The sequence below is a fragment of the Streptomyces sp. enrichment culture genome, assembly GCF_964272855.1.
Lineage (GTDB): Bacteria > Actinomycetota > Actinomycetes > Streptomycetales > Streptomycetaceae > Streptomyces.
Genome location: NZ_OZ186847.1, coordinates 2,653,547 through 2,670,438 on the forward strand (window position 1 = coordinate 2,653,547; position 16,892 = coordinate 2,670,438).

Below are 16,892 nucleotides of genomic sequence, written 5' to 3' on the forward strand. Positions count from 1 at the left end.
GCGGTACCGTCCAGCCCCAAACCCATCTCATATGAAAGTCACCCGATCGGGTGGGTTTGGTTGACCGCCGGACGAGTCGACCGCGAGGACGAGCACCAGGGACGAGGAAGGCCAGTACATGGGACGCCACCGACGCTCCGACGCCGGCCGCGCCGCCACGGGCCGCGCCACGGGGAGCACGCCGGTACCGGGCTCGGGCACCGGGACCGGTGACCCGCGCCGCACCCAGGCGGGCGGTCACCCCGAGCCGGGCATCGCGCCCTACCTGAACCCCGAGGCCTACGCGGAGGTGCAGGCCCGCAGCGACGCCTACCTCTTCGCCACGGACGACGCCGGCTCCGCCGCCGACACCGCGGTCCTGCCGGCCGCCGACGGCTTCAGCCCCGACGGCGGGCCCCGGCCCGGGCGCTCGCACCGCCGCAGGAAGAAGACCGTGACGCCGGTCCGCACCGGACTGCTCGGCGTCTCCGCGGCGGTCGCCATCGGTGCGGTCGCCGTCGCCGCGGGCGTGCTGCCCGGCGGCGAGAACTACACGCTCGGCGGCAGCGGCGGCGACACGGTGCAGGCCACCGACGGCGGCGCCGGCAACACCGGGGGCCCGCTCGGCGGTACCTCCGGCACCGCCGAGACCCAGACCGGCGACACCCCGGCGGGCGGGAGCACCCAGCGTTCCGCCTCGCCCTCGGCGTCCCCCTCCAGCCCGTCGGCGTCGCCGACCACCGAGAAGCCGTCCGCGAAGCCCTCGCGGACGCCGTCGGCCACCCCATCGAAGAAGCCGAAGCCGAAGCCGACCCCGGCGCAGACGCCGTCGCGTACGGCGACCAGGACGCCGGAGCAGAGCGCCCCGGTCACCGTCTCCCAGGAGGCGGCCGCCGAGGCGGCGGTGCTGAAGCTGGTCAACGAGGAGCGGGCGAAGGCCGGTTGCCGCCCCCTGGCCGCGAACAGCGCGCTGTCGAAGCTGGCCCGCGACTTCAGCGAGGACATGGCGAGCCGCGGCTTCTTCGACCACACCGACCCCAGCGGGGCGACCCCCTGGGACCGGGCCGAGGAGGCCGGCGTCAGCGACCTCGGCGGCGAGAACATAGCCCGCGGCCAGGCCGACGCGGCAGCCGTCATGCAGGCCTGGATGAAGAGCCCCGGCCACCGCGCCAACATCCTGAACTGCGAGTTCACCACCCTGGGCGTCGGCGTGCACTTCGGCTCGGGCGGGCCTTGGTGGACGCAGGACTTCGGCTACTGACACGACCCGACGGCGGCCCGGGCACTCCGTCAGGGCTTCCGTCGAGGCCCGACACACCCTCTGTATCCCGGTTTGCCATCTTCGCCACGAGCGGTTACCTCTAGGGCATCTATCGGGAGGTAGCGGGCATGGAGGCGTGACAGGTCGGTCTTTCAATCGCCGCCTTCGGGGCCGTCGGCGGGATCGGGAGCGCGCTGCTCTCCGAGGACCGAGGATTCGTCTTCCCGTACCCGGTGCCGTCCCCCGGGAACAGCCACACCATCTGCAGGCCCGGGCTCCTCGGACAGATGCTGGTGGGCGCCATCGCCGCCTTCGCGTCCTGGGGACTGTACGGGCCGTTGAGCGGCGCACCCATCCTCGGGGACGAGGGCAACCCTTACCGGTTCAGCTACGGCGTCACCGCATCGGGCGTCGCGGGCGCGCTCCTCGTCGGCGTCGGCGGGGCCAAATGGCTGGCCAACCACGTCGACAAGCGGCTGTACCAGGAGGCTGCCACCACGGCCGCGGGGAAGGCCGGCGGGCCCGGTGACGTACGGAGGATGGGTAACGCCAAGCCCAGCGAGGCAGTGGCTCTCGCCGCCGAGCTGCCCGACTCCAGCCCCTGACAAGTCACTCGGACCGAGCCGGCTTCTCCGACGTCGGCCCCGGCCGTCACACCGCCGCGAGGCCCTTCACGAACACCCGCGCGGTCTCGGCGATCCGGCGGCCCAGGTGCTCGGCGGTCGCGACGTCGGACTTGTGGACGGCGTCCGGGCCCTCGTCGATGTTGGTCTGGGCGCCCGCGCCCGCGAAGATGCCGAGGCGGTTGAGGTCGTTCTCGGAGCCGGCGCTGTTGTTCCAGCCCGGGTGCAGACCGAGGTTGACCCAGTGCATGCCGTGCTGCGCGGCGAGGATCTGGAAGAACTGCAGGGTGTGCAGCTTGTCGCCGTTCTTGGCGCCGGAGTTGGTGAAGCCGGCGGCCAGCTTGTCCTTCCAGTCCTGGCCGAACCAGCGCTTGGAGGTGGCCTCGGCGAAGACGTGGAAGGCGCCGGAGGCGGTGCCCATGTAGGTCGGCGAGCCGAAGACGATGGCGTCGGAGCGGTCGAGCACCGCCCACTGTTCGTCGGTGATCTCGTCCACCTTGATCAGGTGCACCTCGGCGCCGGCCTCGGCGGCGCCGGCGCGGACGGCCTCGGCGAGGACGGTGGTGTGGTCATAGCCCGAGTGGTAGGCGATGGAGACGACGGGGGTGGTCACGGAAGTGCTCCTTCGGGGACGCGAACGGGGAGCCGCCGGGCGGCCCGACAGGACATCGGCGGCAGGACACCGGCGACGGGGCACGGCACCGGCGGCAGACACAAGCAGAGCACTAACTTTTCGAAAGCGCAACCCCTAAGTTTGCGCTGCAATCCCCTAAGCTGGACGCATGACGACCACGCAGGGGTACGCGCCGGAGCAGGACCTCCCGTACAACGTGTTCTCCAAGGCCTGCCCCTCGCGCGGCACGCTGGAGCACGTCACGGGACGCTGGGGCGCGCTCACCCTGGGGGCGCTGCACGGCGGCTCGTTCCGGTTCAACGAGCTGCGCCGCAGGGTCGACGGCGTGAGCGAGAAGATGCTGTCCCAGACGCTGCAGGCGCTGGAGCGCGACGGCCTGGTGCGCCGTGAGGCCCAGCCGACCAACCCGCCCCGGGTGGACTACGAACTGACGCCCCTCGGCCGCGAGGTCACCGAGCGGCTGATGAGCCTCATCCACTACGTGGAGGGCCGCATGGACGACGTCCTCGCGGCCCGTCAGCACTACGACGAGACGCGCGGCGGGCGCTGACAGCGCGGGCAGTAGTAGCTGGAGCGGTTCATCCACGGGCGGCGGCGCATCGGCGTACCGCACCGCTTGCAGGGCAGTCCCTCACGGCCGTACGCGTCGAGGGACCGGTCGAAGTAGCCGGACTCGCCGTTGACGTTGACGTACAGGCTGTCGAAGCTGGTCCCGCCGACCGCGAGCGCCGCGTTCATCACGTCCCGGACGTGGCCGAGCAGTTCCCGGGTGCGCGGGCGGGTGAAGGTGGACGTCGGGCGGTCGTAGTGGAGGCGGGCGCGCCACAGCGCCTCGTCGGCGTAGATGTTGCCGACGCCGCTGATCAGCGACTGGTCGAGCAGGGCCCGCTTGATGGTGCTGCGCTTGCGGCGCAGCGCCTGGTGGAAGGCCTCCTCGTCGAACAGCGGGTCGAGGGGGTCGCGGGCGATGTGCGCGATGACGTCGGGCAGGCCGTCCGGGGTGGTGTCGTGCAGTGACAGACCGCCGAAGGTGCGCTGGTCGACGAAGCGGAGTTCCGTGCCGAGGGCGTCGGTGAAGCGGACCCGGATGCGCAGATGCTTCTCGTCGGCGGCCTCGTGCGGCTGGACCAGCAGTTGGCCGCTCATGCCGAGGTGCGCGAGGACGGCCTGGCCGGTGTCCTCCAGAGGCAGCCACAGATACTTGCCGCGCCGGCTCGGGACGCCGATCCGGTGGCCCTTGAGACGGTGTGTGAAGTCGTCGGCACCGGCGCCGTGCCGGCGCACCGCACGCGGGTGCAGCACCTCGGCGTCGGCGACGGTCCGGTGGGCGACCCACCGCTCCAGGCCGCGTCGGACGACCTCGACCTCGGGCAACTCGGGCATGGCAACCCCCGTGGAAACCGATGGATGAGACGAGCGCCCGCCCCAGGGATACGGGGGCGGGCGCTCAGTCGTTGGTGTCAGGCGTTCGCCGACGAGGCGTCGGCTTCGCCTTCCCCGGTGGCCGCAGCGATGTCGACGGCGTTGGCGCCCGCCGCCTTGGCACGCTCGTCCGCCGCGGCGCGGATGGCCCGCCAGGCGGACTCCGCGGCCTGCTGCTCGGCCTCCTTCTTGCTGCGGCCGGTGCCGGTGCCGTACGAGACGCCTCCGACGCGGGCGGCAGCAGTGAAGGTCTTCTCGTGATCGGGGCCGGTCTCCGTGACCAGGTACTCGGGCACGCCGAGACCTTCGGTCGCGGTCAGCTCCTGGAGGGAAGTCTTCCAGTCCAGGCCGGCGCCGAGGTTGGAGGACTTCTCGATCAGCGGGTCGAACAGGCGGTGCACCAGCTCCGCCGCCGAGTCCAGGCCCTGGTCGAGATAGACAGCGCCGATCACCGCTTCGAGGGTGTCGGCGAGGATGGACGCCTTGTCCCGGCCGCCCGTGCCCTCTTCACCACGGCCGAGCCGGATGAAGGAGCCGAGGTCCAGCGTTCGTCCCACCTCCGCCAGCGCGCGCGAGTTGACCACCGCGGCCCGGAGCTTGGCCAGCTGGCCCTCGGGCAGGTCGGGGTGGGTGCGGTACAGCGTGTCCGTGACGACGAGGCCGAGCACGGAGTCCCCCAGGAACTCCAGTCGCTCGTTCGTCGGCAGACCGCCGTTCTCGTACGCGTAGGAACGGTGGGTCAGCGCTCGCACCAGAAGGGCGGACTCGACCTTGTAGCCGAGCCGCCCTTCCAGAAGCGTGTGGGACGAGGCCTGGTTGTCCGCAGAGTTTTTCTTCGGCGTGGACACAGTGCCTCTCACCAGCCGCTCAGACCTCGAGGACCTGGCGCTTGTTGTAGGTGCCGCACGACGGGCACGCGATGTGCTGCTGCTTGGGCTCGTGGCAGCGCTCGCACGCAACCAGGGTGGGGACCGCAGCCTTCCACTGCGACCGGCGGTGGCGCGTGTTGCTGCGCGACATCTTCCGCTTCGGAACAGCCACGGCTACTTCTCCTGCTTCTCGTCGACGCCCGCTTCGGCGCCGCTCATCTCGTCCTTCTCGCCGTCTTCGAGTGAACCGGCGAGTCCCTGCAATGCCGCCCAACGGATGTCGACGGCGTCGTGGTGGTGGTCCGGGTCGTCCGCCAGCCGCGCTCCGCACTGGGAGCACAGGCCCGGGCAGTCTTCCTGGCACACCGGCTGCATCGGCAGTGCGAGCACCACCGCATCACGCAGCACAGGTTCGAGGTCGAACAGGCCGTCCTCGAGAAAGAGCCTGTCCTCGTCTTCCTCGGCGTCGTCGGCCGGTTCCGCTTTCACACGGCCCCGGTCGTCGGCGTCAGGGTACGAGAACATCTCCTGGAAGTCCGCTTCGAGCTCGAGCTCCAGCGGCTCCAGACACCTTACGCACTCCCCCTCGGCCGTTGCACGGGCGGTGCCTGTTACGAGCACCCCTTCCATGACCGACTCGAGTCGGAGTTCGAGCTCCACCGGGTTGCCTTCCGGCACTCCGATGACTCCCTGGATACCGAAGTCCCGGGGGGCGGGGATCTCGCGGGTCAGGCGCTGCAGCGCGCCTGGACGCCGCCCCAGCTCGTGCGTGTCGAACACGAGAGGGTTGCGGTGGTCGAGGCGGGCGTGAGGAGCCATTCCTGCTTTCGATCTTCCGAGCTCGGACGGACGCCGCCCTTCGGTGTTCCCGGGCAGCGCTGATCGCGAACGTACGCGCGACCGAAGAGCCAGGATACTGGACCTTTCGCTCTGGGCCCAATCCGCGGGGTCAGCCGTTGCCGCGTCCCTGTTCGTACGCCCTCAGCTGCTCGGCACTGATCATGCTGGTGTCGAAGAGGCTGGTCTCGTCCAGGGCATAGCCCTGCTGGACCTGCGGGGGCTGCGACGGCTGGGGCGGGACCTGCTGGACGGCCTGCTGGGCCTGCTGGGCCTGCTGGGCCTGCTGCGGCACGTAGGCGGCCTGCTGGGCGTCGTAGCCCTGGTAGGCGTAGGGGTCGGCCTGCTGGTAGCCGTAGGGGTCGTGCTGGCCGTAGCCCTGCTGGTAGCCGCCGTAGGGGTCCGGCTGCTGCTGATAGCCGTACGCCGGTTCCGGCTCGGCCGGCTGCTGCTGCTGCCGGGCGGGCTGCTCCGCCTGGGCGTCCTGCTCGGCGAGGGCCGCCAGGTCGGCCAGGTAGTCGGCGTCGCTGGAGTGCTGGACCGTGCCGAGATCGTCGGAGAGGGCGCCGAGGTCGTCGGTGGCGATCCGGCCGTGCAGCTTCTGCCGGCCGCGTCCGACGGCCTCCAGGGTCTTGGCGAGGACCGCCTCGAAGGCGCCGAGCTTGGCGTCCACGTACTCGTCGGCGGTACGGCGCAGGGTCTCCGGATCGTGGCTGCGCTCCGGGGCGTCCTCGTCCGCGTAGCCCTGCTCGTCGAGGCCGGGGCCGGTGCCGAGCAGCTTCTCGCGGCCGCGGCCGACCGAGCCGAGCGTCTTGGTGAGCACGACCTCGAAGTTGGCGAGCTTGGAGTCGACGTACTCGTCGGCCTCGGCGCGGACCTCCTCGGCCTCCTGGCGGGCCTCGGCGAGGATCCGGTCGGCCTCGGCCTGGGAGCGGCGGGCGACCTCGGTGTCGGAGATCAGGGAGCCGCGTTCGGCGTGCGCGCTCTGGATGATCCGCTCGGCCTCCTGGCGGGCCTGCTCGACCATCTGCTCACGGCCGCCGATCAGCTCCTGCGCCTGGGCGAGGGAGTCGGGCAGCGCCGCGCGCACCTCCTCCAGCATGGAGAGCAGTTCGGCGCGGTTGACCACGCACGAGGCCGACATCGGCATCGACCGGGCACTGGAGACCGCCGCGACGATCTCGTCGAGCTTCTTCTGCACGTCCACCGTGTGCTCGCCACTCTCTACAGCTGTGTTGGAGACGGACGGGACGACTGTACGGCCATGGGACGCGTGGTGGACACCGGGTGACGGCACGTCAGGGGGTCAGTCCTGGCGCAGCCGCTCGGTGAGGGCCTCCAGGACCACCTGCGGCACCAGGTGGGAGACGTCTCCGCCCCATGCCGCGACCTCCTTGACCAGCGAGGACGACAGGAAGCTGTAGGTGGGGTTGGTCGGCACGAACAACGTCTCGACACCCGTGAGGCCGTTGTTCATCTGGGCCATCTGGAGCTCGTAGTCGAAGTCGCTGACCGCGCGGAGGCCCTTGACGATGGCGGGGATGTCGCGCTGCTTGCAGAAGTCGACGAGGAGGCCGTGGAAGGCCTCGACGCGGACGTTGGCGTACTCGGAGGTGACCTGGCGGATCAGATCGATCCGCTCGTCGATCTCGAACAGGCCCTTCTTGGCCTTGTTGATCATCACCGCGACGTAGACCTCGTCGTAGAGACGGGAGGCGCGGGCAATGATGTCGAGGTGTCCGTTGGTGATCGGGTCGAACGACCCGGGACAGACGGCGCGGCGCACTTGAGTTCCCTCGCTCTCCGGTCCGGTCATGGTGCGTCTTCGCACGTAGAGGCGGCGCGACCGTACCAAAACGTTCCCTCTCCGTAGCGCCGGGACCTCAGCGGCTCGAAGCCGTCCGGCCATACGAATTCCCCGCCTCTGGTGCTGCGCTCAACGGTGACGAGGGCGTCGTCGGCGAGCCACCCCTCCGAGCGGAGTGTGAGCAGAATCTCGCGAAGATCGTGATCTGTGACTCGGTACGGCGGGTCGAGGAAGACGAGGTCGTACGGCTGCTCCGGCCGGGCGTCACGGATGATCTGTTCCGCTTTGCCCGCCCGGACCTCGGCGCCCGGCAGGCCCAGGTTCCTGACGTTCTCCCGGACCGTGCGGGCCGCCCTGGCGTCGGCCTCGACCAGCAGGGTGTGGCCCGCGCCGCGCGACAGGGCCTCCAGGCCGACGGCGCCGGAACCGGCGTACAGGTCGAGGACCCGCTCGCCGTCCAGGGGGCCGCCCAGCAGGGACTGCCATGTGGAGAAGAGGCCCTCGCGCGCGCGGTCGGAGGTGGGGCGGGTGCCTGTTCCCGGCGGGACGGCTAGGCGACGTCCGCCGGCCTTGCCGGCGATCACGCGGGTCATCTGGGGTCCTTGGTGGTGGGTGACTGACGGGTTCAGTCTGGCAGGCGGAGGCAGCGGGTGCTTTCCGTCGTGAACGGCTGCGGGTTCGCTGTGGTTGATCTCGCCCCCGCGGCGGAGCCGCATATCCATCCAGCCCCGCGCCCCTTGATCGGCGCTGTCCTTCACCCCTTTTCCAAGTACTGTTCCCGCTCCTCGTCCAGAAGGGCGTCCAGGGCCGTGCGCAGGCCCGGGAGGTGGGTCAGCTCGGGGTCGGCGGCGACGACCTTGGTGGCCTCCTCCCTGGCCTCGGCGATGATCTCCTCGTCCTCGATGACGGCGAGGACCTTCAGGCTGGTGCGGGCGCCGGACTGGGCCTGGCCGAGGACGTCGCCCTCGCGGCGCTGTTCGAGGTCGATGCGGGACAGTTCGAAGCCGTCGAGGGTGGAGGCGACCGCGTTCAGCCGCTGGCGGGCGGCGCTGGCCTCGGGCATCTCGCTGACCAGCAGACACAGGCCGGGGGCGGAGCCGCGGCCCACCCGGCCGCGCAGCTGGTGCAGCTGTGAGACGCCGAAGCGGTCGGCGTCCATGATCACCATCGCGGTGGCGTTGGGCACGTTGACGCCGACCTCGATGACGGTGGTGGCGACGAGGACGTCCGTCTCGCCGGCGGCGAAGCGGCGCATGACGGCGTCCTTGTCGTCCGGGTGCATCCTGCCGTGCAGGACCTCCACCCGCAGGCCCTGGAGGGGGCCGTTGGCAAGCTGGTCGGCGACGTCGAGGACGGCGAGCGGGGGCCGCTTCTCCGCCTCGTCCTCGGCGGACTTCTTCTTGGTGTCCACCTCCTCGTCGCCGATGCGGGGGCAGACGACATACGCCTGATGGCCGTTCGACACCTCCTCGCGCACCCGCTCCCAGGCCCGGGCGAGGAAGTGCGGCTTGTCGGCGGCGGGGACGACATGGCTGGCGATCGGGGAACGGCCGGCCGGGAGCTGGTCGAGGACCGAGGTCTCCAGGTCGCCGAAGACGGTCATGGCGACCGTGCGCGGGATGGGCGTGGCGGTCATGACGAGCAGGTGCGGGGGCTGCTTGCCCTTGCCGCGCAGGGCGTCGCGCTGCTCGACGCCGAAGCGGTGCTGTTCGTCGACCACGACCAGGCCCAGGTCGTGGAACTGCACCTTGTCCTCGATCAGCGCGTGCGTGCCGATCACGATCCCGGCCTCGCCGGTGACCAGGTCGAGCAGCGCCTGCCGGCGGGCGGCGGCGCCCATGGAGCCGGTGAGCAGCACGACCTTGGTGCCGTGCTCCGCCCCGCCGAGCATCCCGCCCTCGGCGAGCTCGCCCATCATCTCCACGATCGACCGGTGGTGCTGCTGAGCGAGCACCTCGGTGGGCGCGAGCATCGCGGCCTGCCCGCCGGCGTCGACGACGGCGAGCATGGCGCGCAGCGCGACCATCGTCTTCCCGCTGCCGACCTCTCCCTGGAGCAGCCGGTGCATCGGGTGTTCGGTGGCCAGGTCGTCGAAGATCTCCTTGGAGACCTTGCGCTGGCCCTCGGTGAGGGTGAAGGGGAGGCGGTCGTCGAAGGCGGTGAGGAGGCCGTGCGGCGCGGGCCTGCGGGGGACCGCCGGGAGTTGGGCGTCGGCGTGGCGGCGGCGGGCCAGGGCGACCTGGAGGACGAAGGCCTCGTCCCACTTGAGGCGGTCGCGGGCGGCGGCGATGTCCACTTTGGTGTGCGGGCGGTGGATCTTGAGCAGGGCTTCGGGGAGCGGGACCAGGCCGCGGCCCTCGCGCAGGGCGGGCGGGAGCGGGTCGGCGGCCTCCTGGACGCTGGGCAGGACGGTCTGCACCGCCTTGCCGATCTTCCAGGACTCCAGCTTGGCGGTCGCGGGATAGATGGGGATCAGGGCGCCGGCCCAGGTCTCCACGGTCTCGTCGCTGTCGCCGCGCAGCAGTTCGTAGGCCGGGTGGGCGAGTTGGAGGCGGCGGTTGAAGACGGAGACCCGGCCGGCGAACATCGCGTGCGTTCCGGGCAGGAGTTCCTTGAGGGGCTTGTGCACGCCGTTGCCGAAGAAGACCAGCTGGAGCCGGCCGCTGCCGTCGGTGATGGTCACCTCCAGCCGCTGGCCCTTGCCGCGGGGGGCCTTGGCGGAGGCGAAGGTGTGCAGGCGGGCGTCGGCGACCTGGGCGACCACGGTGACGTGCTCGTCCATGGGGAGGTCGGCGAGGTGGGTGAGCTGGCCCCGCTCCTCGTATCTGCGTGGGTAGTGGTGCAGGAGGTCGCCGACGGTGTGCAGGCCGAGGTGCTCGGCCATCACCTTCGCGGTGGCGGGGCCGAGCACCTTCTTCAGGGGTTCTTCCAGTGCGGGCACGAGATCCATTGCACACCACGGCACTGACAACGCGCAGGTGACGCCCTGCGAGCCATGCCGTTTCGGTCTGGGAAAGCCATGGTCAGGCGGCTCGATCGGGCTCTAGGATGACGCGCTCCGGCCATCCTTTCCGCGGTCACCGCCTCACCGGGGCCGCCCGACCCCGCGCCGTAGCTTCTCCCCCCAACGGCGCTGTGACGATGGACTCCCAGACCTCACAGTCATCACAGGCATCCGAGGCACCTTCCGCGCCTCATACGTTCCAGGTCGACCTGCGCGGCCTGGTGGACCTGCTCTCCCATCACCTCTACTCCAGTCCCAAGGTCTACCTGCGGGAACTGCTGCAGAACGCCGTCGACGCCATCACCGCCCGGCGGGGCGGGCAACCCGACGCCCCGGCCCGGGTGCGGCTGTACGCGGAGGGCGGCTCGCTGCGCGTGGAGGACTCCGGCATCGGGCTCACCGAGTCCGATGTGCACACTCTGCTGGCGACCATCGGCCGCAGCTCCAAGCGGGCCGACGGCCTGCGGGAGGCGCGCTCGGACTTCCTCGGGCAGTTCGGCATCGGGCTGCTGGCGTGTTTCGTGGTCGCCGAGCGGATCCGGGTCGTCAGCCGCAGTGCCCTTACGCCGGACGCCCGGCCCGTGGAGTGGACGGCGTCGGACGACGGCTCGTACACCGTGCGGACCCTGCCCGCCGAGGCCCGGCCCGAACCCGGCACCACCGTGCACCTCGTGGCGCGGCCCGGTGCCGCGGAGTGGCTGTCCGAGGAGCGGGTGCTGGCGCTGGCCCGGGACTTCGGCTCGCTGCTGCCGTACGACGTGCGGGTGGGCGAGGAGGAGGTCACCGACCTGCCCGCGCCCTGGGACCGGCCGTACCCCTCCCCCGCCGCCCGTCGGGTGGCCCTCGCCCGGCACTGTCACGAGCAGTTCGGGTTCACGCCGCTGGACTCGATCGACCTGGACGTGCCGCTGGCGGGCATACGCGGTGTCGCGTACGTCCTGCCCGCCGCGGTCAGCCCGGCCCAGCGCGCCCGGCACCGGGTGCATCTGAAGGGCATGCTGCTGACCGAGCGGGCCGAGCAGCTGCTGCCAGACTGGGCGTTCTTCGTGCGCTGCGTGCTGGACACCGACAGCCTGCGGCCCACCGCCTCGCGGGAGGCGCTGTACGAGGACGAGACCCTGGCCGCCGTGCGCGAGGCGCTCGGGGAGCGGATCAGGTCCTGGCTGACCGGGCTGGCGGCCGGTGATCCGCAGCGGCTTCGCTGCTGCCACTGGTGCGGCTCGGCCGGCTGGACGAGGCGCGGGGTCACCATCTGCGGGGTTTCCGGCTGGTGCGCGCCAAGGAGAGCATGCGCAGCGCGTACGCGGAGCACGTGGAGTTCTGCGCGCTGACCGGCAACGAGGCGCGCGGTCTGGAGCTGCTGGCGGAGCGGCCGGCGTACTTCACGGACACCGGGCAGCCGCGCAGCCGGATGGAGTTCCTGAGCGTGGTGGCGCTGCTGATGGGCCGGTTGACGGTGCTCGGCTTCGGCGGGCGGCAGGTGCCGGGGCCGGCCGGGCGGTCGTGGACGGCGGGCGAACTCGCCGGGCACGCGCGCGTGGAGGCGCTGGCGCTGGCGGCGCGGTTCGACCAGCGCAACGGCACGACGTACGTCAGTGAGCGGGTCCGCGCGCGCATGGATCAGCCGGCGCTGGTGGACCGGCTCCCGCTGGGCGTGCGCTCCCAGCGCCAGACGCCGCCGGCGCCCGCGGCGCACGATCCCGCGCTCGCCACGAACGCGCGACCCGCCGCGCTCACCGACGCGAACGGCGCGGACGCCGACGGGGGCGGCACCGGCTCCGGCCCGCGGGCCCGCCTCGACGCGCTGCTGGCCGAGGCCCGGCGGCTGTCGGACACCCTGCAGCCGAACGCCGTCGAGGCGTGGGCCGCGGTCGCGCGCGCCGCCGAGACGGCCGACGGCGTCGAGCTGGCCGCCCGTGACCGCGCGGAGATCGCCGACCACGAGGCGATGGGCCTGGGCCCGGAGGGCGCCGCCCTGTTCGAGCGCGCCGCGGAGCTGTACGCGGAGGCCGGTGACCCCGGCGAGGCGCTGGCCGCCCTGGCCCGTGCCGCGTACGTCCGCGCGCTCGCGGGCCGGGTCGACGAGGCGGTGGCCGCGGTCGCCGAGCCGTACGACCGGGTGCTCGCGCTGTACGCCGAGGACGGCACGGGCATAAGCCAGGCCGCGTCGGTGCTGATGGGCCGGGCGCGGATCCTGATGCGGCGGGTGTACGAGCTGGAGGAGCCCGCCGGGGACGACGTACCGCCTCCGTCCGGCGACCCCGTCCTGGCCGAGGCGGAGGCCGCCGTCCGGGAGGTGCTGGCGCTGGTGGACGGGCACACCGGGGGTGATGTGCGGCTGGCCTCGCGGGCCGCCGAGGCGCGGGCGATGCTCGCGGAGCTGGCGGCGCGGACCGGGGACGCGCGCACGGCGACCGCGCTGTTCGCGCGGGCCGCCGCGGAGTACGCGGCCATGGGGCTGCCGTGGTTCGCCGTGGAGTACGAGGTCCGGCTGGCGGGGCTCGCGCACCAGCTCGGCGACGAGGCGGAGGCGGAGCGGGCGCTGCGCGCGGCCCTGGGGCACGGCGGAGCCCACCTGGAGCCCGTCGGGCGCGCCCAGCTGCACCTCCAGCTGGCCGAGGTGGTCGGCGGCCGGGGCGCGGCCGAGGAGGCCGCCGAGCACGCTCTGGAGGCGGCGCACTGGGCCGACGAGGCGGGCGAGGGCCGCACCCTCGGCCCGTGGGCGCGGCAGCTGCTCGGTGGTTTCATGCTGCGGCAGGGCCGCTGGGCCGAGGCCGCCGAGGTGCTGGAGTCGGCGCTGCCCGACCTGACCGCCGAGACGCACGGCGACGGCGCGGTCGTCCAGACACTGTGGTGGCTCGGCGACTGTCTGGGCGAGCTGGGAGAGCACCAGGCGGCGGCCGAGCGGCGTCTGCAGGCCGCCGAGATCGCCCGGCACTGGCCCGAGCAGCACGACCACGCGACCCTCGCCCACCTCGCCGCCGAGTCCCTGGGCCAGGCGGACATGCCGGCCGAGGCCGACCGGGCGTACGCGCGCGCGGGCGACCTGTGGCGTTCGCTCGGCAACGTACACGGCCTGGTCCGCTCGCTGCGGGCCCGCGCGTGGCTGGCGCTGCGCACCCAGGACGGCCCGGACCGGGCGCGGGAGCTGATGGCGGACGCCCTGCGAGAGTGCGCGGCGGCGCCCGCCGCGGCACCGGACGAGGAGGCGCGGCGGCGGCTCGCCGCCGAACTGGGCCACACGCACCGGCAGTTCGGCGACCTGCTGGCCCGCTCATGCACGGAGGACGCCGAGGACGGCTCGATCCAGGACGTGTTCGAGGAGGCTCTGGCGCAGATGGCGGAGGCCGTCGCGGTGTTCGCCGCCCTCGGCGACGAGGCCCTGCCCAGCCGTACCGGCGCGGAACTGGCCGCCGGCTGGCTGGAGGCCGACCTGGGCCGCCCGGCCGAGGCCGCGGCACGCGCGCGTGGGGTGCTGGCGGCGTACGCCGACGTCTCGGAGGAGGACGAGGTGGCGCGGACCCGCCGGGCGGAGGCGGAGCAGATGCTGCGGGTCGTGCGGGAGCAGGGGGACGGCTGAACGGCGTGCCCCGCGCGGGACCGGCGAACGGCACGCCCCGGGCGGGGCTCCGAACCGCACGCCCGCCCGGGACCGGCGAACCGTCCGCCCCGCGCGGGACCCTACTCCACCCCGATCAGCACCAGCGATCCCTGTCGTCCGCCCCGGTACACCACGGTGTCCACGGCCAGGTACGCCTCCCGCACCCGGGCCTCCAGCCGGTCGGCGACGGATTGGGGCACCTCGTCGCCGAGGACGACGGTGACCAGCTCCCCGCCGGCCGCGAGCATGCGGTCGAGGACGGTCTCGGCGGTGGCGGTGACGTCCGAGCCGATCACGGCCACGTCGCCGTCGATGAGGCCGAGCACGTCGCCGGCCTGGCAGATGCCGGCCATGGTCCAGGACTGTTCCTCGGCGACGGCGACCTCGGCGTAGCGGGTCGCGCCCGCCGCCGAGGTCATGGCGACGACGTCCTCGTCGAAGCGGCGCTCCGGCTCGTGCACCGCGAGCGCCGCGATGCCCTGCACGGCGGAGCGGGTCGGGATGAGGGCCACGCGGATGCCCTCCGTCCGGGCCTGCTCGGCCGCCGCGGCGGCGGTGTGGCGCAGCTCGGCGTCGTTGGGCAGCAGCACGACCTCGCGCGCGTGGGCCCGGCGCACGGCGTGCAGGAGTTCCCCGCTGGCGGGCGGCTCCCCGGGGCGCGCGAGCACCGTGGTCGCGCCCGCGTCGGCGTACAGCCCGGCCAGGCCCTCGCCGGGCACGACGGCGACCACCGCGCGCTGGACACGCTCCACGGGCGGCCGCTCACCGCGCGCGGTGTGCACGTCACCGGCGCCGAAGTGGGTGATCCGGATCCGGTACGGCCGGCCGGCCTCGACGCCCGCCTCCACGGCGGCGCCCGCGTCGTCCACGTGCACATGGACGTTCCACAGTCCGTCGCCGCCGACCACGACGAGGGAGTCGCCGAGGGCGTCCAGCTGCCGCCGCAGCCGCGCCACGGCGTCGTCGCCGGCCTCCAGCAGGTAGATCACCTCGAAGGCGGGACCGCCGTCCTCCGGCGCCGCGGCGGCGTCCGGGCAGGAGTGCGGCTCCGCCGCGTCGCCCTCCCCGCGCGCGTGCCCCGCGGACAGCGAGGTCGGCACCCCGCGCGGTGCCTCGCCGGTGAGGGTCTCCACGAGGGCGCCCAGGACCGCCACGAGTCCCCGTCCCCCGGCGTCGACCACCCCGGCGCGCTCCAGCACGGCCAGCTGCCCGGGGGTCGCGGCGAGCGCGGCGAGCGCCCCTTCGTGGGCGGCCCGCGCGACGGCCCCGCAGTCCCCCTCGGCTTTCCCTGCCGCGTCGGCGGCGGCCGAGGCGACGGTCAGCACCGTGCCCTCGACGGGGTGGGCGACGGCCTGGCGGGCGGAGTCGGCGGCCCGGCGCAGGGCGAGGCGCAGCCCGGGGCCGTCGGTGTGCGGGGTGTCGTCGGCGGCGAGCACCTGGGCCATGCCGCGCAGCAGCTGGGCGAGGATGGTCCCGGAGTTCCCGCGCGCCCCGATGAGCGCGCCGTGCGCCATCGCGCGCACGGCCTGCGCGAGCGAAGGGCGTTCCGGCCCCCGTGATCCGGCCTCGTGGCCGGCGAACACCGCGTCCACGGCGGCGGCGGCCGACTCGACGGTCAGATACAGGTTCGTACCGGTGTCGCCGTCCGCCACCGGGTACACGTTGATCGCGTCGATCTCCTCGCGCGCCCGCCCGAGGGCCTGGAGCGCGAGACCGCACCAGGTGCGCACCGCGAGAGCATCGAAGAATGTCTGCGGCACCTGCGGCACCTGCGCCTCCTTGAGCTGCTGGACTGGACGCAGCGTAGACCCAGGGCCGGTGACCGCCGGAAGAGGGCCGGGGCGGGCCCCGGAGCAGCCATGGTAGTTTCGTTCCACGGGCGCAGCCGTTGTATGCTGCTCCGGTTGCCCGATCCGATCGGGCTGTTCCCCTGGCAACGCCACTCAGATCTCAGATCGCTCGTAGAGCCTAAGATCTCGATCCCGGCATGCCGGGATTAACCGTAAGTGCATCTGAAGTCTTTGGAGTGACCCGTGGCTGCCAACTGCGACGTCTGCGGCAAGGGGCCGGGCTTCGGCAACAACATCTCGCACTCGCACCGCCGTACGTCCCGCCGCTGGAACCCGAACATCCAGCGTGTGCGTACCGTGGTCGGCGGGACGCCGAAGCGCGTGAACGCTTGCACCTCGTGCATCAAGGCCGGCAAGGTCTCGCGCTGACGCTCAGCTGAGCGCGCGGCCACTGCCGGTTCGCTGCAGAAGCCGGTCCACTCACGTGGACCGGCTTTTTGCTGTGCCCGCCTCCGGGCCGGCGCCTGCTGCCAGAATCCGGGGATGCGTTTTCACGGAGTCCGCGGAGCTGGCGCGCGTCGCGGGCGCCACCGACAAGGTGGCGAGCGCCTGGCGCGGCCTCGGCGACGCGGCCCGGGCGTCCGGTGATCCGGCACGCGCGCGTGGACACTACGAGAGCGCCCTTCAGGTGTGTGCCGCCAACTGGTTCAGCGTCGGGGAGACGGTCCGGATCCTGGTCGGGCTGGGCCGGGCGGCCGCCGCGGAGGGCGACACCGGCGCGGCCCGCGACTGGTTCACCCGGGCGGGCGCGCACGCCGCGGACTCCCCGGACGTCCTCGCCCTCGCGGACGTCGCCGACGCCCTCGCCTCTGTCGCCGAGCGGCCCGACCGCGCGGCCGAGCTCCTGGGTGCCGCCGTCGGCCTGCGGGGCGCCCCGGCCGACGGCGACCCCGAGGTCGCAGGGGCCCGGGCCCGCGTCCGCGATCTGCTGTCCGCGGACCTGTACGAGAAGGCCTTCGAGCAGGGCCGGGCGCTGCGGTCGGCGGCGGTCAGCGAACGGTAGGG

General features: G+C 72.9%; 16 protein-coding genes and 1 pseudogene. 7 read left to right on the top strand and 10 right to left on the bottom strand.

Features of this window, described 5'->3' with window-relative positions; translation table 11 throughout:
- Nucleotides 1-118: 118 nt before the first annotated feature.
- Complete coding sequence (locus ACSU6L_RS10970) at nt 119-1,240, top strand: CAP domain-containing protein (protein WP_437055915.1); 1,122 nt, start codon at nt 119-121, stop codon at nt 1,238-1,240.
- 287 nt (nt 1,241-1,527) lie between these two features.
- Nucleotides 1,528-1,845: a hypothetical protein gene (locus ACSU6L_RS10975; RefSeq protein WP_437055917.1), complete on the top strand. Its 318-nt coding sequence runs from the start codon at nt 1,528-1,530 to the stop codon at nt 1,843-1,845.
- A 46-nt stretch (nt 1,846-1,891) separates the two neighbouring features.
- Here ACSU6L_RS10975 and ACSU6L_RS10980 read toward each other — a convergent pair whose 3' ends face one another.
- Nucleotides 1,892-2,476 (bottom strand): flavodoxin family protein, encoded by a 585-nt coding sequence (locus ACSU6L_RS10980; RefSeq protein ID WP_437055919.1) that lies wholly within the window; start codon nt 2,474-2,476, stop codon nt 1,892-1,894.
- Nucleotides 2,477-2,645: 169 nt separating this feature from the next.
- Here ACSU6L_RS10980 and ACSU6L_RS10985 point away from each other — a divergent pair, with 169 nt between their 5' ends.
- A complete protein-coding gene (locus ACSU6L_RS10985; protein WP_437055921.1) occupies nt 2,646-3,047 on the top strand; it encodes a winged helix-turn-helix transcriptional regulator in 402 nt (133 codons plus the stop codon).
- On the opposite strand, the gene mutM is transcribed toward ACSU6L_RS10985, so the two are convergent.
- The 8 genes from mutM to recG form a co-directional block, all read right to left on the bottom strand.
- Nucleotides 3,020-3,880: a bifunctional DNA-formamidopyrimidine glycosylase/DNA-(apurinic or apyrimidinic site) lyase gene (gene mutM, locus ACSU6L_RS10990; protein WP_073941145.1), complete on the bottom strand. Its 861-nt coding sequence runs from the start codon at nt 3,878-3,880 to the stop codon at nt 3,020-3,022. The two genes, ACSU6L_RS10985 and mutM, sit on opposite strands and share 28 nt — an antisense overlap.
- A gap of 77 nt (nt 3,881-3,957) precedes the next feature.
- Nucleotides 3,958-4,767: a ribonuclease III gene (gene rnc, locus ACSU6L_RS10995; RefSeq protein WP_437064848.1), complete on the bottom strand. Its 810-nt coding sequence runs from the start codon at nt 4,765-4,767 to the stop codon at nt 3,958-3,960.
- Between the two features lie 19 nt (nt 4,768-4,786).
- Nucleotides 4,787-4,960: a 50S ribosomal protein L32 gene (rpmF, locus tag ACSU6L_RS11000; RefSeq protein ID WP_003951102.1), complete on the bottom strand. Its 174-nt coding sequence runs from the start codon at nt 4,958-4,960 to the stop codon at nt 4,787-4,789.
- Between the two features lie 2 nt (nt 4,961-4,962).
- Nucleotides 4,963-5,607: a YceD family protein gene (locus ACSU6L_RS11005; RefSeq protein WP_437055923.1), complete on the bottom strand. Its 645-nt coding sequence runs from the start codon at nt 5,605-5,607 to the stop codon at nt 4,963-4,965.
- Between the two features lie 130 nt (nt 5,608-5,737).
- The gene (locus ACSU6L_RS11010; protein ID WP_437055925.1) at nt 5,738-6,832 is read right to left on the bottom strand and encodes an ATP synthase F0 subunit B; all 1,095 of its coding nucleotides are present in this window, start codon (nt 6,830-6,832) and stop codon (nt 5,738-5,740) included.
- A 99-nt stretch (nt 6,833-6,931) separates the two neighbouring features.
- A complete protein-coding gene (coaD, locus tag ACSU6L_RS11015) occupies nt 6,932-7,441 on the bottom strand; it encodes a pantetheine-phosphate adenylyltransferase (protein ID WP_073941141.1) in 510 nt (169 codons plus the stop codon).
- The gene (gene rsmD / locus ACSU6L_RS11020; RefSeq protein WP_437055927.1) at nt 7,438-8,154 is read right to left on the bottom strand and encodes a 16S rRNA (guanine(966)-N(2))-methyltransferase RsmD; all 717 of its coding nucleotides are present in this window, start codon (nt 8,152-8,154) and stop codon (nt 7,438-7,440) included. The genes coaD and rsmD overlap by 4 nt, the downstream gene beginning before the upstream one ends.
- Before the next feature lie 32 nt (nt 8,155-8,186).
- A complete protein-coding gene (gene recG / locus ACSU6L_RS11025) occupies nt 8,187-10,382 on the bottom strand; it encodes an ATP-dependent DNA helicase RecG (RefSeq protein ID WP_437055929.1) in 2,196 nt (731 codons plus the stop codon).
- Nucleotides 10,383-10,573: 191 nt separating this feature from the next.
- Here recG and ACSU6L_RS11030 point away from each other — a divergent pair.
- Together ACSU6L_RS11030 and ACSU6L_RS11035 are read left to right on the top strand one after the other, a co-directional pair.
- Nucleotides 10,574-11,635 (top strand): annotated as a pseudogene (locus ACSU6L_RS11030) (HSP90 family protein); the annotation flags it as partial.
- 89 nt (nt 11,636-11,724) lie between these two features.
- The gene (locus ACSU6L_RS11035) at nt 11,725-14,016 is read left to right on the top strand and encodes a tetratricopeptide repeat protein (RefSeq protein ID WP_437055931.1); all 2,292 of its coding nucleotides are present in this window, start codon (nt 11,725-11,727) and stop codon (nt 14,014-14,016) included.
- Nucleotides 14,017-14,117: 101 nt separating this feature from the next.
- Here ACSU6L_RS11035 and ACSU6L_RS11040 read toward each other — a convergent pair whose 3' ends face one another.
- Nucleotides 14,118-15,806 carry a DAK2 domain-containing protein gene (locus ACSU6L_RS11040; protein WP_437055933.1) on the bottom strand — a complete coding sequence of 563 codons (1,689 nt, stop codon included), beginning with the start codon at nt 15,804-15,806 and terminating at the stop codon, nt 14,118-14,120.
- Between the two features lie 264 nt (nt 15,807-16,070).
- Here ACSU6L_RS11040 and rpmB point away from each other — a divergent pair, with 264 nt between their 5' ends.
- A complete protein-coding gene (gene rpmB, locus ACSU6L_RS11045; RefSeq protein WP_003993230.1) occupies nt 16,071-16,256 on the top strand; it encodes a 50S ribosomal protein L28 in 186 nt (61 codons plus the stop codon).
- A 73-nt stretch (nt 16,257-16,329) separates the two neighbouring features.
- On the top strand, nt 16,330-16,890 hold the full coding sequence (locus ACSU6L_RS11050; protein WP_437055935.1) for a tetratricopeptide repeat protein: 561 nt from the start codon (nt 16,330-16,332) through the stop codon (nt 16,888-16,890).
- The last annotated feature ends 2 nt before the right edge of the window (nt 16,891-16,892 follow it).

Excerpts from the sequence above, each read along its gene's own strand:
- ACSU6L_RS10970 (WP_437055915.1), top strand. The coding sequence starts at position 119 with ATGGGACGCCACCGACGCTCCGACGCCGGCCGCGCCGCCACGGGCCGC.
- ACSU6L_RS10975 (WP_437055917.1), top strand. The coding sequence starts at position 1,528 with ATGCTGGTGGGCGCCATCGCCGCCTTCGCGTCCTGGGGACTGTACGGG.
- ACSU6L_RS10985 (WP_437055921.1), top strand. The coding sequence starts at position 2,646 with ATGACGACCACGCAGGGGTACGCGCCGGAGCAGGACCTCCCGTACAAC.
- mutM (WP_073941145.1), bottom strand. The coding sequence starts at position 3,880 with ATGCCCGAGTTGCCCGAGGTCGAGGTCGTCCGACGCGGCCTGGAGCGG.
- ACSU6L_RS11005 (WP_437055923.1), bottom strand. The coding sequence starts at position 5,607 with ATGGCTCCTCACGCCCGCCTCGACCACCGCAACCCTCTCGTGTTCGAC.
- coaD (WP_073941141.1), bottom strand. The coding sequence starts at position 7,441 with ATGACCGGACCGGAGAGCGAGGGAACTCAAGTGCGCCGCGCCGTCTGT.
- rsmD (WP_437055927.1), bottom strand. The coding sequence starts at position 8,154 with ATGGATATGCGGCTCCGCCGCGGGGGCGAGATCAACCACAGCGAACCC.
- recG (WP_437055929.1), bottom strand. The coding sequence starts at position 10,382 with ATGGATCTCGTGCCCGCACTGGAAGAACCCCTGAAGAAGGTGCTCGGC.
- ACSU6L_RS11035 (WP_437055931.1), top strand. The coding sequence starts at position 11,725 with ATGCGCAGCGCGTACGCGGAGCACGTGGAGTTCTGCGCGCTGACCGGC.